The 13,804-nt window shown below is 64.8% G+C and carries 14 protein-coding genes; 3 read left to right on the forward strand and 11 right to left on the reverse strand.

From position 1 onward, the window contains the following. Positions 1 to 220: 220 nt before the first annotated feature. Positions 221 to 451: a hypothetical protein gene (locus tag LC531_RS12350; protein WP_223654035.1), complete on the forward strand. Its 231-nt coding sequence runs from the start codon at positions 221 to 223 to the stop codon at positions 449 to 451. A 70-nt stretch (positions 452 to 521) separates the two neighbouring features. Here LC531_RS12350 and LC531_RS12355 read toward each other — a convergent pair whose 3' ends face one another. From LC531_RS12355 to LC531_RS12390, 8 genes are all read right to left on the reverse strand, one after another. Beyond that, the gene (locus tag LC531_RS12355; RefSeq protein ID WP_223650590.1) at positions 522 to 1,175 is read right to left on the reverse strand and encodes a peroxiredoxin; all 654 of its coding nucleotides are present in this window, start codon (positions 1,173 to 1,175) and stop codon (positions 522 to 524) included. A gap of 48 nt (positions 1,176 to 1,223) precedes the next feature. Beyond that, the gene (locus LC531_RS12360) at positions 1,224 to 2,060 is read right to left on the reverse strand and encodes a universal stress protein (protein ID WP_223650591.1); all 837 of its coding nucleotides are present in this window, start codon (positions 2,058 to 2,060) and stop codon (positions 1,224 to 1,226) included. A gap of 36 nt (positions 2,061 to 2,096) precedes the next feature. Next, positions 2,097 to 2,318, reverse strand: coding sequence for a hypothetical protein (locus tag LC531_RS12365; protein ID WP_223650592.1), 222 nt, complete (start codon positions 2,316 to 2,318; stop codon positions 2,097 to 2,099). A 9-nt stretch (positions 2,319 to 2,327) separates the two neighbouring features. After that, complete coding sequence (locus LC531_RS12370; protein ID WP_223650593.1) at positions 2,328 to 3,770, reverse strand: BON domain-containing protein; 1,443 nt, start codon at positions 3,768 to 3,770, stop codon at positions 2,328 to 2,330. 192 nt (positions 3,771 to 3,962) lie between these two features. Then, positions 3,963 to 4,418 carry a hypothetical protein gene (locus tag LC531_RS12375; RefSeq protein ID WP_223650594.1) on the reverse strand — a complete coding sequence of 152 codons (456 nt, stop codon included), beginning with the start codon at positions 4,416 to 4,418 and terminating at the stop codon, positions 3,963 to 3,965. Between the two features lie 208 nt (positions 4,419 to 4,626). Further along, a complete protein-coding gene (locus tag LC531_RS12380) occupies positions 4,627 to 5,241 on the reverse strand; it encodes a chemotaxis protein CheB (RefSeq protein ID WP_223650595.1) in 615 nt (204 codons plus the stop codon). 137 nt (positions 5,242 to 5,378) lie between these two features. Continuing rightward, positions 5,379 to 6,860: a L,D-transpeptidase family protein gene (locus LC531_RS12385; protein WP_223650596.1), complete on the reverse strand. Its 1,482-nt coding sequence runs from the start codon at positions 6,858 to 6,860 to the stop codon at positions 5,379 to 5,381. A 14-nt stretch (positions 6,861 to 6,874) separates the two neighbouring features. Continuing rightward, a complete protein-coding gene (locus LC531_RS12390; protein ID WP_223650597.1) occupies positions 6,875 to 7,351 on the reverse strand; it encodes a BLUF domain-containing protein in 477 nt (158 codons plus the stop codon). A gap of 602 nt (positions 7,352 to 7,953) precedes the next feature. Here LC531_RS12390 and LC531_RS12395 point away from each other — a divergent pair. Then, positions 7,954 to 9,402, forward strand: a complete 1,449-nt coding sequence (locus LC531_RS12395) for a BON domain-containing protein (protein ID WP_223650599.1) — start codon at positions 7,954 to 7,956, stop codon at positions 9,400 to 9,402. A gap of 127 nt (positions 9,403 to 9,529) precedes the next feature. On the opposite strand, the gene LC531_RS12400 is transcribed toward LC531_RS12395, so the two are convergent. The 3 genes from LC531_RS12400 to LC531_RS12410 form a co-directional block, all read right to left on the reverse strand. Continuing rightward, positions 9,530 to 9,730 (reverse strand): SHOCT domain-containing protein, encoded by a 201-nt coding sequence (locus LC531_RS12400; RefSeq protein ID WP_223650601.1) that lies wholly within the window; start codon positions 9,728 to 9,730, stop codon positions 9,530 to 9,532. Positions 9,731 to 10,114: 384 nt separating this feature from the next. Next, positions 10,115 to 11,101, reverse strand: coding sequence for a 2-hydroxyacid dehydrogenase (locus tag LC531_RS12405; RefSeq protein ID WP_223650602.1), 987 nt, complete (start codon positions 11,099 to 11,101; stop codon positions 10,115 to 10,117). A gap of 48 nt (positions 11,102 to 11,149) precedes the next feature. After that, positions 11,150 to 12,742 carry an oleate hydratase gene (locus LC531_RS12410; protein WP_223650604.1) on the reverse strand — a complete coding sequence of 531 codons (1,593 nt, stop codon included), beginning with the start codon at positions 12,740 to 12,742 and terminating at the stop codon, positions 11,150 to 11,152. A 196-nt stretch (positions 12,743 to 12,938) separates the two neighbouring features. Between LC531_RS12410 and LC531_RS12415 the strand changes: the two genes are divergently transcribed. Continuing rightward, entirely contained in the window at positions 12,939 to 13,760 is an 822-nt protein-coding gene (locus LC531_RS12415; protein ID WP_223650606.1) for a universal stress protein, read from the forward strand. The last annotated feature ends 44 nt before the right edge of the window (positions 13,761 to 13,804 follow it).

Consider the following 13,804-nt stretch of genomic DNA (forward strand, 5'->3'; position numbering starts at 1 on the left):
AACGTCACCCTCCTGCCTGCTTTTCGTCATGACGGCATGGGCGAAGAGCGGCAGGTTTAAACTGGCATTTACCTGGCTTGCACTATTTTATAACCATTCGAATATTAATGTTTTATGCGGCAAGAGTCGTTATAGCGGGCGGAAGTAGCCAAAAAACCCCGGCTTCCGTTGCGGGGAAGCCGGGGTTTTGGCAGCCGGCTGGGGCGGCTTACTTAGTGCCGTGGTCTTCGGCGTGGCTCTTGCGGGCGTGGGTGGCGTGCTCGGCGGCGTGCTCGGTGTGGGCGGCGGCCGTGTGGGCGTGGTGAGCCGCTTTTTCGTGGCTACCGGCCTCGTGGTGGGTGGCGGCTTCGGTGTGGTGCTTGGCAGCCTCGGTGTGGTGGGTGGCGGCCTTTTTGTGGCTGTCAACTGCTTTCTTCTACATGGGATTGGGGGAATAGCGCACCAGAATTGATGCGTCAGGAAGGGTGAAGGGAGTAGTAATTAAGGTATTCTGGTAGCAAACCCTTGCTTGGCGCAAGGTCTTACACGTAGGTTTCGGCCAGGTAAAACTCCGGCTGCTCCACCGAGTCATCGGCCAGGCGCGCATCGAGTTGGGCGAGGGTGACGGGGGCCGGCAGCAGCACTTTCTGGCCCAGCTGCCAGTTCAGGGGTAGCGACACGTGGTGCTCGTCCACGTATTGCAGGGCCTGGAGGGCGCGCAGCAGCTCGTCGAGGTTGCGGCCCACGCTCATGGGGTAGTACAGCACGAGGCGGACTTTGTGGCTGGGGTCGATGAAGAACACGGCCCGCACGGCGGCGGTGTCGCTCTCGGCGGGCTGGAGCATGCCGTAGAGGCGCGCCACTTTCATATCGATATCGGCAATGATGGGGAAGCGGAAGTACACGCCGCTCTTTTCGCGCACGTCGTTGACCCAGGCAATGTGCGCGTGAATGCTGTCGATGCTCAAACCCAGCAGCGCCGTATTGAGGGCCGTAAACTCGTCCTCGCGCTTGGCAAAGCCCGTCAACTCGGTGGTGCAAACGGGCGTAAAATCGGCCGGGTGCGAGAAGAACAGCACCCACTTGCCGGGCGCAAAATCGGCAAACTTGATGAGGCCGGTGGTGGTGATAGCCTCAAAATCGGGGGCTTGCGCGCCAATACCGGGCGGGCAATGAGCAGGTTGGGTAGTATCCATTTTATAGAAGAGAAAGCTGAAAAGAAGAAACTGGCGGGGCCCTACCCCCTACCCCGCCGCCGGCAGCAGCAGCACCGGCACCGGGGTATGGCGCAGCACGGCGGCCGTGACGCTGCGGTGAAACAGCGCCCCCAAAAAGCTGCGCGGCCGGGTAATGAGCACCAGCATATCGGCCCGCGTGTCGTCAATGGCCTGCAGGATGCCGGCGGCCGGGGCCGCGTCGGCTACTTCGTATAGCTCCAAAGGCGTGGCGGGCGGCAGTAGCTTACTGGCCCGCACATCGGCCAGGGCGCGCTGGCCCCTGGTGCCCGGCAGCTCGCCGGCTAAGTCGATGTGGGCCACGGTGTAGGCGGCTGCCCACGAGCCCAGTAGCTCGCCCAGGTTGCGGGAAGCCGCCGCCAGGCCGAAGGGCTCGCCGTCCACGGCTACCAGCACCCGGCGCGGGGCCACCGGCACCGCTGGCGTAGCGGCGGGCACCAGCAGCACCGGCCGCCCGGTGGCCCGCAGCACGGGCAGCACCTGGCGGCGCAGCAGCTCGTCGAGCAGGCTCTGGTCGGGGCCCAGGCCCATGGCCAGCAGCAGCGGCTGGTAGCGCCTGATGGCGGTGGCCACGTCTTCATCCAGCAGCCCGCCCGCTTCCATTACCTCAGCGGGCACGGACAGGCGGCCGGCCAGGGCGCGCAAGGCGGTCATGGTTTCGGCCTCGTTGTAGTCGGAATGCGCTATTTCTTCTTCCACCAGCGCGGGCGTGAGCAAGGTGGGGTGGAGGTAGCAGTGCAGCAGGGCCAGATGCAGGCCCAGCGGCTGGCCCAGGGCAGCGGCGTAGCGCGCCGTGTGGGCGGCGGCCTCCGGCAAATTGGCCAGCACGAGCAGGGAAGGATTCATAACTCAGAGAGGGGTAGGGAGTTGAATGAACTGCGCCTAGGCAGTAGGTGCTACCTGGGCAGCGGATAAGACAGGGCTGGCTGCCGGCGCTGCGGCCAGCAGGTCCGGCGGGGAGTAGTCGGCCTCCCAGCTGTCGGGCGACATGGTGGCGTCGGCCTCCTGGGCAATGCGCAGGGCGGCCGGGCTCACGGTGCCGGGCTCGTGGCGACTGGCCGCCCGTGGCAGGCCAGTCGCGCTGGTGCGAGAAAAAGAACGCATGATGCTGACCTATAGTCCACTAGCAGTGGATAGCAGTAAGTCGTTGTCTACCACCAGCGCGCCGGCTTCGTAGGCGTCGAAGGCAGCCTGCTCGCGGTCGAGCCAGGTATCAACGGTGCCCGTGAGGGTAGCGCGGCCGTTCTCCACCAGCACTTCCACGTCCTGGTTGTGCAGGCTGGCCGACCAGAAGTACAGCGTGCGAATGCGCTCGGCCAGGGCGAAGTCGGTGCGGGGGTAGGCGGCCGGGCGCAGGGCACCAGGGTAGCAGCCGGCCTGACCAGCGCTAGGCAGTACGCGCACGTCATTTTCGATTTCGGCCACGCCATTTACACCGCCGGCCACCTCGGCAGCCTGGGCCTGCTCAAAGTGGCTGTTAACCAGCCCATCGAGGTGGGCGCGGCCATTGGTCACCCGCACCCGAAAATCGAAGATGCTCACGTAGGGGTCCCGCGCCAGCGCATCGAGAATGGCCTGGCCCACCTCCACATCGGGCGTGAACCAGCGGGTGCGCACCTTCAGCAGGTTGTGCACGTCCCACACGCCCACCACGTGGCGGGCGTCGCGCTCGGCGCTGTGCTTGGCGCGCAGGCTGCTCACCTGGCCGGTCAGGGTCACCACGCCATTGTGCACCACCACCACGGGCTGGTAGGACAGCACGCGCGGGTCGTAGCGAAAAGTGTCGAGCACGGCCTGGGCAATGTCCTCGTCGCTGCGGTTGGCAAATTTCTCGCGCCGCAGGTCGCCGCTGATGGCCCAGTAGGCCACGAACAGGTCGAGGGCATCGACGCGGGTAGCGCCGGCCTGGTAGGCCACGGCCACCACCTGCGCCCGCTCGGCGGCGGTGCCCACCGTGCCGCTCAGGTGCACCACCCGGTTGGTGGTGCGCACCACTAGCTCGTTGCTGAACACGCGGATGTCCCACGCCAGCAGCTCACGGATTTGGGTGCTGATTTCCTCGTCCGAATTCTGGATTTCGCCCAAGCGGATGGTCAGCTCATCAGTGACGAGGCGACGCACCCCGCGCACGCCCCGCAGTACGCGCAGCACCAGCTGCTGCTCGGCCCACGACTGCACCACGCCAGTGGGCGTCACCACGCCATCGGCCACGGTGCAGGCCACGTTATAGTCAGTGGTGGCGGGGTCGGCACTCAGGGCCTGCGTTACGGCGTGGTATAGCTCGTCATTTGCTCTATCGGAAGTACTGATTACTAGGTTATTAACTACTCCCCGCACGCCGCGCACGGCCAGGGCTATTTCCTCAGCCCGCTCGCTGGCCAGCAGGTTGTCGGTGATGCCGGTCAGCCGTACAATTCCATCGTGAGTCGCCACGTCAATCAGGTGTGCGGGCACGCCTTTTTTGGTTAGGAAAAACAGCTCGATGGCGGCCGTAATATCGGTATCCGATAGGTGCTCGGCCGTGGCGGACGGCGCGAAGGTTTCCAGGGTTTGCATGGGAAAAGGAATAAGAGCTGGCCGCTGCCCGGCCGGGATGAGGACGTAAGCAGACCACAAAATTCCGCCCCACCGCCTGGCAATACCTTGACGATTATCGCTTTCCCATCTGACATTTGTCAGGTAGCCCCTAGCCAGTCCTTGGCCAGCCAGCGCACCAAAAAACGCAGCAGGCAAAGTGGCTGTCCCCGGCTATTCAGGGCGGGGTATTTTCCGGCCGTCAGCCGTCAGCGTGACGGTGCGGCTGACGGCGGTTTCGCAGGTGGCCATCTCGTAGGTGAGGCCCCCGGTTCGAGCATTAGTCACCTCAATGGCGCGGCAGAAAGTGCGGGTGGGGTAGTACGTGGTCAGGGTATGCTTTATGGGAATTGACAGCGCACTGAGTGCCATATCCTGGCCCGTGGCCTCCACATCGCCGTTGCTGTTGAACCTGACCAGCCGATAGGTCTGGCTCTGAGTATAGCTGGCCTGGTACCAGTCCTCAAACCGGCGCCAGGTTATCTGCCGGGCCTGCGGATATTGCTGAAACATCGCCCCAAAAGCCAGCGGCGGCACGTCGGCCGTTGCCATAGCCTGCGCCTGGGCAGCGTGGCCCGGCACCAGGGCCATCCAGAGCAACAGGAAGGCCACTTTAAGGGAACAAAACATTGCTGAAGGCGGAAACGGGCCACCCAAAAGTAGGCGCGCCTACCCCCTCTTTTTATGACAAAACTCATTCGTAAGGGATGATTTTTATCAAGTGCCGCCACAGCAGTCCAGGTTACCGACCAGCTGGGTATTGGCCCGAGCTGCCTACCTAGTGGGGGCTCGCCGGCGAGCAGCTGCTTTAGCAAGCGAACTATTTAACGACTGACAATCACTGCATAACCGATTTGGCTGCCCTGGTCAGGCGCACGAGCAGGGGCCCCAGCTGGGCCAGCGGCACGAGGTAATCGGGCACTACAACCTCCAGGGCGTGCGTGGGCATAGCGGGCTGCTCGGCATCAAGCGGGTCCTGCACAATAGTTAGGCCGCCCAGCTGCTGCACCCACCACAGCCCCAGGGCCCCGTCGTTGAGGTAGCCCGTGAGCACCACCCCAATCACACGGGGACCATACGTGCGGGCCGCCGAGCGAAACAGCGCATCAATGGAGGGTCGGAACCGTTTTTCCTTCGGGCCTTGCGTCACCAATATCCGGTCGCCTTCCAACAGCAAATGGTGGTCGGGCGGGGCCACGTATAGCACTCCTGGCTCGATAAGCTCCCCGTTTTGCGGGTGCCGGGCCGGCAGCTTCGATACGGAACTAAGTAACTGCGGCAAAATACTGGGCAATGTGGCCCCCACGTGCAGCACAATGAAAATAGGAGCCGAAAAATCAGCCGGCAGCGCTTTGGCCAGCGCCAGCAAAGCGGTAACGCCCCCCGCCGAAGCCCCGATAACGACAATGTCGCGCGGGTGGCCGGGGGCCTTTTGAAGTGCGGGCGTCGCCATAGTGGTTGCTTGCCGGCCTTGGTGCCAGGCTCATTGCAGGTGCGAAAAAGTGCGCTGTTTCAGGGTAGGCTGGCCGGCGGCCTGCAGAAAAAACCGCCCGACCACCTGGCGCAGCTCCCAGCTTATCTACTTGCCTGCTAAAGCGTTGTACCAAATAAGCCCCGACGTATCGTTTCGTCGCGGTGATAGAGGTCGGGCAAAAAGCGCAAGTGGCCGCCCTCGGCCGTGCAGGTGGCGTAGCGCACGAACAGCGGCATGGGGCGGCGCAGCGGCACGTTGCGGGGGCGGGGCTGGCGGGCGCACGCGGCTTCGCTGGGCAGCTGCACCGGCTGGCCGCCGCGCCGCAGCAGGTAGGCGGCCAGCGCAAAGGGGTTTTCCAGGCGGATGCAGCCGTGGCTCAAAGCGCGGTAGGGCTGGGCAAATACCTGGCGCTCTGGCGTGTCGTGCACGTACACCGAATACGGGTTAGCGAAGCGAAACACGATGTTGCCCAGCGCATTATCACAGCCGGCCGACTGGCGAATGGTGTAAGGAAAATGCTGGGCCGTCACCTTCGCCCAGTTGATGCTACGCGGGTCGAGCAGGCGGCCGCGCGCATCGTAAAGCGCGTAATTGCCCTGGGCAAGGTAGCCGGCATCGCGCTGGAGATGGGGTAGCATTTCGCGGGTGGCAATGGAGCGGGGCACGTGCCAGTCGGGGGCCAGCGTGAAGTGGTCGATGCTACTGCTGAGGGTGGGGGTAGGCGTGGCGGGCTTGCCCACTACCACCCGGTGGCGGCGCAGCACCGAGTCGCGAGCCACCACCAGCAGCTCGCAGGCCGCGATGTTAATCAGCACGTAGTCAGGTGTGGGCGGCAGCGCGTCCCAGCGCCAGCGCTCCAGGTTGGCGGCCGCCTGCTCGTAACGGGCTTGGTGCTGCGCCGCCGAATCCGGGGCGCTGGGCAGCACCAGCCACTGCGCCAGGGCCCGCTGCAGCTGGCGGTACTCGCGGTTGGCGGGCTGGCCGGCCAGCATGGCGGCAGGCACCGCGTGCCGGCTCAGCGCCGCGCGCAGCTGCACCACCGGCTGGCCACTCGGGCCGGCGGCCTTTTCCCTCAGTGAAGCCGTGTAGCGGTGCAGCCGGCCACGGTCGATGTCGCGCATAAAGCTGAGCACCGCATCGCTGAGATATACATCGAAGCGCGCTTGCTGGCGCGCGCGCCGCACTGGGTCGCCGGGCTGGGCCAGCGAATCGCGCAGGAGCACCAGGCGCTCGCTGCCGTAGTCCGTGGGGCGCAAGCCGTGGGCGGGGGCCTGCGCCAGCAGCGCCAGGGCCGCCGTTGCATCGGGGCTGAGGCTGCCGGCCACCAGCCAGGCGAGCGCACCGGTAGTGCCATAAAAAGCCCGCACCGCCGCGCCGGCTTGCAAGCCCAGGCGCTCATCGGCGCGGCCAGTACTACCCGCCGTGGTCGTATCCAGCAGCGCCCGGATTATAGCGTCTACTGGCCTGTCAGCTTGCGTTTTCACCGCCACCAGCCGGGTGGCCGGCGGCCCCGACTGCGGGGGCGTAGAGCCGCACTGCGTGGCCAGTAGCAAGCCAGTACAGCAGCCTAGCAGGTGAATGTGAGCGAAGCGTGCCACGAGTGAAGCGGGGACTAATGGTGGCGGGTGGGCTGGCTATCCAACGCATGCTCCTGCCCCGTTTCGACGGGGCCTTGCGCCACGAAGTTCTCCAGCAGCGCCAGCAGCTGGGAGCGGGGGTAAGGCCGGTGGGTAAGTCCCAGGTCATCGGCCGGCGCTTCGCCCAGCAGCGTGCGCAGGTCGGCGGGGCGGGCCAGGCGGCAGCCCATCGCCCAGCCGGCAAAGCTGCGCTGCGCGCACGGCCCCTCGCTTATCACCTGGCAGTGAAAATGACGGGTATCGGACAGGATAACGTGGTAGTAGAGGTGGCGCACGGCCGTTTTGGGGCCTTCCAGCACTTGCAGGAAGCGCCCGTCGGCCGTGTGCAGCAGCACGCCCGTGATATTATGGGCCTGGTTGTGCGCCCGGCCCCGCCGCAGTAGGGCGGCGAGCGCAGCCTCGTCGAATTCGCCCAGCGCCTGGCTCTGGTAAAGGAGGTGGTAAAGGTCCACGGGTAAGAAATTAAGGATGAAGAAAACAGCCCGCTACCGGTAGGGGGGTAGGGGGCGGGGCACAGAATTTCCAGGGCCGTGGCCCACCACCGGCAGCAGCACGAGGCGGCCAGGCTGGCGGCGGAGGCCGGGGCATGGTCGGCGGCCGGGAAAAATCGGTGAGCGCGAGCAGGACGGGGGCTTTCATGGAGCAGCAAAAAAATGGGCGGGCCAGCCAGCCGGCGCGAACGATAGCCGGGCGCGTCACTGCCGCTGACCAGCCGGGACCACCAGCTTCGGGGGCAAAGTTGGGACCCGGCCGGGCTAGCCAGCATGAGCGAAATCAGCTGATTTGATGACTGTTGTCAAGTCCCCGTGCGGATTATCGGGCCACCTTTACGGCGTTGGCTTTTCTCGCTTGCTACCCACCAACGCGCCCGCTTTTCTACCCGCCACGGGCTGGCCCGCCGGGGCCCATGCCTGCCTGCGGCCCTGACTAATATCAGGCAACCGCTAGGCGCTGGTCGTGGGGCCGCGGCGGGCGGCGGCCAAACTTTTGCACTGGCCAGCACCTGCGGTAGTCCCCCTGCCGACCCTTTTCCTCATTTTTCCCTACCCCCTCTATGCAAACTCTCGGCATTAATGCGCCGCTCACCGACTACCTGGCCGATGGCGACATCACCACCGCCCTTGAGCTGCTGTACCTCACCCAAAAAGGGGTACCCGCTCATTTAATTAACGTAACTACCCACGAGGGTATCGTTATGCTGACTGGCATTACCGACAACCTGCTGGCGCGGGAGCGGGCCGAGGACATCGCTCTGGCGCTGCGCGGCGTGCGCGGGGTTGTCAACGAAGTGCTCATCAGCACGCCCGCCGTGCCCGATGCCGAGCTGCAAGCCTCGGTAACCAGCGCGCTGGCCACTGACCCCGCCACGAGCTTCTACGGGGTGCACGTCGCCGCCGCCGAGGGGGTCGTTACCCTGACTGGCACCGTGCAGACCTGGGCCGAAAAAGAGCTGGTGCTGCGCGTGGGCCGGGGCGTGCGCGGCGTGCGCCGCCTGGTGGCCGACCAGCTGACCATTAGCTGGGACAACCTGCAGAATTCCGACCATGAAATCACCAGCCAAATCCGGGAGTCGCTGGCGTGGGATATTCGCGTGAACGCCGCCCTAGTAGATGTGCGCACCCACGACCGGACGGTGTACCTGTCGGGCACCGTGGGCACGGCCACCGAGCTGGCCCAGGTAGAAACCACGGCCTACCAGGCCGGCGCAACCCACGTTGACATCCGCGACCTGAACGTGCAGTACTGGGCCACCAACCGCGACCTGCGGGGCGATAAGTACGCGCCGCGCCCCGACGAGGCCATTGCCGAGGCCGTGCGCGCGGCCTTTCGCTGCGACCCCCGCGTGCTGGCCTATCAGCCGCTGATAATGGTCCACAACGGCATCGTTACCTTGAGCGGCACGGTGAGCAACCTGCTCGCCAAGCAGCACGCCGAGCGCGACGCCCGCCACGTGGTGGGCGTTGCAGATGTGCTCAATCTGCTGAAAGTGCGCACGTCCTGGTTCATTCCCGACCTCTACATCGGGCATACCATCCGCGCGGCGCTGGCCCGCGACCCCTACGTGGGCCAGGACGAGTTTAGCGTATACGTGCGCAACGGCAAGGCCCAGCTCTACGGGCAGGTTAGCAGTTACTTCGAGCAGGACCAGGCCGGCCGGGTGGCCGCCGGGGTCAAGGGAGTTACCGAAGTCGATAACTGGGTAACCATACCCGGTAGCCTGCACTTCGACGCGTATCAGACCTATTCCTGGAAACCCGGCTTGGCGCGCCCCAACCCGGACTTCGCGCTGGCCGAGCGCATCCGCAGCCGGCTGTTCTGGTCGCCGAGCCTGCACCGCCAGGCTATTGAGGTGGCGGTGAAGAAGGGCCGGGCTACCCTCACGGGCACCGTCGAATCCTGGTTCGACCGCGACCAGGCCGGCGGCGCGGCCTACGCGGCCGGTGCCTGGGACGTGCGCAACGACCTGGTTGTTGACCTGGACGCTGGGGAGCTGTATGAGTAAACCCCGGCCCTCCCGGCGGCGCGGCCGGTACGCAGAACGCCCCAACTCAAAAATTCAATTCGCCTAACGTCAAAAAAGGCTCCCCAGAGTTGGGGAGCCTTTTTTGACGTTAGGCAGCCGGGCCGTATCAGCCGCGCCGCAACTCGCCCGTGTCCAGTAGCTGCTTGTGCTCCTGGTACTGCTCGGGAGTGATTTGCCCCGATGCGAGACGCATCCGCAGCACGTCGAGCGCGGAGCTGGGCTGGTGGCGCTGGCCGGGGATGCGGAAGGGGGTAGCGAAAATCCAGACCAGTAGCATAATCCACATGAACCACCAAACGAAGTTCATACCCCAGAAATAATTACCGTACATCATGACTTTTGTGGTTGAGAGTGAAGGAAAAGGGAAAAGTAATTGAGTTGGCGAAACGGGGCGGCTAACGTCCGCGCCGCGCCTGTTTAGGCACTTGGCTACCCCGCCGCTTGGGCGGCGGCAGGGCAGAACCGGACCGGACGTGGCCAGCTTCACCGGCTAAGCTTCTTGCCTACAAAGGTGCCAGCCGCCCGGCCGCCCGGCCATGACGACCGTCAGGCCGATGCCTGATAGTCGTCATGGCCGGCCCCGGCGCGGCGCGTTGCGGGCTGTTCCGTTTCTTTTCCTCCCCACCGGCAGACCAGCCCGAAGCTATCAGTCAGGTGCCTAGCGTTGGCGCTAAGCTGGCTTGCGGCGGCCCTAGAGCTCGTGGACGGCGGGGACGCTGCTGGCCCACTCATCGAGGCTAGCCACTACAGCCGTAGCGAGGCTGGTCAGGGCCTCGCGGGTGAGGTAGCCCTGGTGCGCGGTCACGCGCACATTGGCATACGTGAGTAGCCGCGCAAACGTGGCGTCGCGCAACTGGTCATGGGTGTGGTCGGCAAAAAACAGTCCTTTTTCGGCCTCGTACACGTCGAGGCCCAGGTAGCCGAGCCGGCCGCTGTCGAGGGCACGCAGCGCGGCGGCCGTATCGAGCACGCCGCCCCGGCCGGTATTGATGAGCATGGCGCCGGGCTTCAGCTGGCCCAGCACCTGGTCGTCGAACAGGTGCCGGGTGCGGGCCGTCAGGGGCGTGTGCAGGCTGATGATATCGGCCTGGGCGCACAGCTCGGGCAGCGTCACGTACTCCAGGTCGTAGCGCCGGCGCAGCTCGTCGTTGGGACGCACGTCTTCGCCCAGCAGCCGGCAGCCGAAACCGTGCAGGATGCCGGCCAGCACCGCCCCAATGTGCCCTACCCCCACGATACCCACCGTTTTGCCGTGCAGCTCAAAGCCAATGAGTTTATCCAGGCAAAAGTCGTTGGCGCGCAGCTGCTGGTCGGCCTGGCGCAGGTGGCGGGCCAGGGCCAGCATCAGGGCCACGGCATGCTCGGCAATGGCGTGGGGCGAATAGTCGGGCACGTTGGCCACGCGCAGGTCCAGCCGGTGGGCGGCGGGCAGGTCTACCTGGTCGGTGCCGGTGCCGCGCACTAGCACGTAGCGCACGCCGTGCGCCGCCAGCTGCGTCAGGATAAGGGCCGACAGGTCATCGTCGGCCGACACGCTGATGGCCAGCGACCCCTGGGCCAGCGGCACGGTCTGGTCCGCTACGCCCGCCTCGTAAAAATGCAGCTGGTGCCGGCCCGCATTTGCCCGCTCTAAAAAGGGGCGTTCAAAGTGCATGGTGCTAAAAACGGTCACGTTCATAATTGACAGGAGGGGTAGGAACAGGTATATGCGGGGTTGTCTCAGCACCTAGCGGTGCATGGTTTGCAGGGCCTCGTAGAGCACCTTCGGGTTGTGCTGCCCTTTGTAAATTGCCGGGGGCTGCTTGTCGAGCTTCAATAACTCGTACACCGCCAGCTGTGCCGAGCGCACGGAATACTCTACGGTAAACACCACGTCGTCAGGCATTTCGGTAAACTGACCCAGAAAGGCGAAGTTGGTCGAGCCCGCGGGCACCACCTGCGGCCGGTCGCCGGGAGCGCGGGTCAGAAACTGGCTGGTGATGTAGGGCAGCAGCGCCGGAATGCAGTTGGCTTCGGCAATAATGGCCGGCAGCTGCTCGGTAAAGTGCAGGTGATTAAGCAACTCCGTCATAATTTCCTCGCCCGAGCAGTCGCTCATCTTCTTGGGCACGTAGTCCCCTACCCTATCCGGAAACAGCCCGTAGCCCCAGAATACCGTCACGCCGGCCGGCTGGTTGATAAAGTGCGGCTGGTAGGCCAGCACCACCGACAGCAGCCAATTAGAATCCTTGAGCGTGACCAGCGCCCCGGTACCGGCCTTGTTGCCCGAGAATTTCTCCATCAAATCGAAAAACAGCGTGCCGTGGCTGGTCACCGTGAACGACTCCCAGGTGGACTCCTCCAGCCGCTGGTCGAAGACGTAGGGCCGGCCGAAATCGGAGTATTTCTGGGCCAGGGTTTCCCACAAGGCCCAGGCCCCATCACCGGGCGCAGCGTTGAGCACCGGCGCGGTGCTCATGGTGCCCAGCGTCGAGTTGGCCGTCATCGAGCCATTGGTGACCAGCACCAAATCGTGGGGCTGCACGTCCTGGGTCTGCGACGACTGGTCGCGGGTGTAGTGCAGGCGCTCCACGGTTTTGGTAGCGGCGTGGGGCGCAAAATCCAGGTCCGTTACCTGGCTGCCCAGCCGGAAGTCTACCCCCTGCCCTTGCAGCCACGTCAGGATGGGCAACACCATAGAGTCGAACTGGTTGTACGGCGTGCGGTCAACGCCCGCCAGCGTGTCGATGCGCGGAAACTCCTGCAAAAAGCGCAGCAGATACCGCTTAAATTCCACCAAGCTGTGCCAGGGCTGGAAGGCAAACATGGTGGCCCACATAAACCAGAAATTCGTCTCAAAAAAGCTGGGCCTAAACCACTCGTCCACGCGCTTGGTGCCGAGCAGGTGCTCGGGCATGGCCAGCAGCTCCACGAGGGCGAGCCGGTCGGGCTCGGCAAAACCCATCGAGCTTACGTCCACAATGTGGCCGTCGCGGTCCACCACCCGCGCCAGGGCGTGGGTTTTGAGCTGCTCGTTGAAGGCGATAATATCGTCGTGCACCGACTTACCCGCGTGCTCCAGCGACGGGATGGAATCCAGCAGCTCGTAGGTGCAGCGGTAGCTGAAGTTCAGCATCCGGCCCCCGCGCATCACGTAGCCCTGGTCGGCCTGCCCGGCCGCGTCGAGGCTACCGCCAATCAGCTCCGCTTCTTCAAAAATATGAATATTTACTCCCGGCAACTGCCCGTCGCGAAGGAGAAGAGCCGCCGCGGCCAGCGAGGCAATGCCGCCACCCACCAGGTAGGCGTGGCGGGAAGCAGGCGAAATTGACTGGACCATAAAGCTGAGGGATAAAAAAGCTTCCCGCCCTGGCTCTTTACTCATCAAGCGCCGGGTAGTAAGCTTAGGAGGCTGCAAGATTCCGTTAGCAGCCCGGCCGGGCTCATGATTAAAATCAGGTGGCGGGGCTGATAATAAACATAGCCGGGGGCCAGCCGCGCCCGGTTCTTTACCAGCGTTCCCTACCCCCCACAAAATGGCGCTCTCACTGCTGGTGCTTACCGATTTTTTCCAACCCGCCGACCACGCCCTGGCCTACGCCGACGCGCTGGCCGGGGCCATCGGCGCGCAGCTGGTACTGTTGCACGTGCGCCGCGACTCGCTCCTGGACCCCGAGCACCTCACCGGCCAAGTAGATACGCTCAACCAGGAAGCTATCGCCCTCGCGCTGGAAAGCCTGACGCGGGAGCTGGTCACGCCCGTAGTGGCCGAAGTGGCGCACGGCCGGGTAGCCGAGGCGGTGGCCGACGCCCTGCGCCGCCACCAGCCTGCGCTGGTAGTATTCGGCCACCGCAATACCGACGCCATGCCCGACGCGCTGGTATCGACCGCCGCGCTGGATATGCTGCGCACCGCTCCGCAGCCCATGCTGGTGGTACCCGTCCACACTAGCCCCCTCATCCCGCATCGCCTACTCTTGGCTCTCGATGCCGAAGCGTTTAGCCTGGGAGAACACGCGGGCCTCGTCCGGCACCTGTTTGATGCGCTGCCCGCAGAGCTGACCGTGCTGCACGTAGGGCCCGATGAGGCGAGCGCGGCGGCCGGCACGGCCGCCGCCGCCGAGGCGCTGGAGCGCACGGGCCTCGCCCTCGACCTGACTACCGGCCTGCGCACCCAAAGCCTGGTGCACGGCACGCCAGCGGGCGGCATTTTGCAGGTAATAGCAAGCGGCGAGTTTGACTTAGTGGTGCTAGTGGCGCGTCCGCGTAGCTTCCTGGGCAAGCTGTTTCACCGCAGCGTAACGGCGCACGTGCTGCTGCACAGCCCGATACCCGTGTTGGTGCTGCCGGCCGCGTAGCTACGTGCGGGGCAGCGGCAACTTATTAACAAAGCACAGAGGTA

The sequence above is a fragment of the Hymenobacter psoromatis genome (genome assembly GCF_020012125.1).
GTDB lineage: Bacteria > Bacteroidota > Bacteroidia > Cytophagales > Hymenobacteraceae > Hymenobacter > Hymenobacter psoromatis.

What these genes read in the sequence shown, in the direction of transcription:
- LC531_RS12355 (WP_223650590.1), bottom strand. Translation starts at nt 1,175, where the DNA reads ATGGATACTACCCAACCTGCTCATTGCCCGCCCGGTATTGGCGCGCAA.
- LC531_RS12360 (WP_223650591.1), bottom strand. Translation starts at nt 2,060, where the DNA reads ATGAATCCTTCCCTGCTCGTGCTGGCCAATTTGCCGGAGGCCGCCGCC.
- LC531_RS12365 (WP_223650592.1), bottom strand. Translation starts at nt 2,318, where the DNA reads ATGCGTTCTTTTTCTCGCACCAGCGCGACTGGCCTGCCACGGGCGGCC.
- LC531_RS12370 (WP_223650593.1), bottom strand. Translation starts at nt 3,770, where the DNA reads ATGCAAACCCTGGAAACCTTCGCGCCGTCCGCCACGGCCGAGCACCTA.
- LC531_RS12375 (WP_223650594.1), bottom strand. Translation starts at nt 4,418, where the DNA reads ATGTTTTGTTCCCTTAAAGTGGCCTTCCTGTTGCTCTGGATGGCCCTG.
- LC531_RS12380 (WP_223650595.1), bottom strand. Translation starts at nt 5,241, where the DNA reads ATGGCGACGCCCGCACTTCAAAAGGCCCCCGGCCACCCGCGCGACATT.
- LC531_RS12395 (WP_223650599.1), top strand. Translation starts at nt 7,954, where the DNA reads ATGCAAACTCTCGGCATTAATGCGCCGCTCACCGACTACCTGGCCGAT.
- LC531_RS12400 (WP_223650601.1), bottom strand. Translation starts at nt 9,730, where the DNA reads ATGAACTTCGTTTGGTGGTTCATGTGGATTATGCTACTGGTCTGGATT.
- LC531_RS12405 (WP_223650602.1), bottom strand. Translation starts at nt 11,101, where the DNA reads ATGAACGTGACCGTTTTTAGCACCATGCACTTTGAACGCCCCTTTTTA.
- LC531_RS12410 (WP_223650604.1), bottom strand. Translation starts at nt 12,742, where the DNA reads ATGGTCCAGTCAATTTCGCCTGCTTCCCGCCACGCCTACCTGGTGGGT.
- LC531_RS12415 (WP_223650606.1), top strand. Translation starts at nt 12,939, where the DNA reads ATGGCGCTCTCACTGCTGGTGCTTACCGATTTTTTCCAACCCGCCGAC.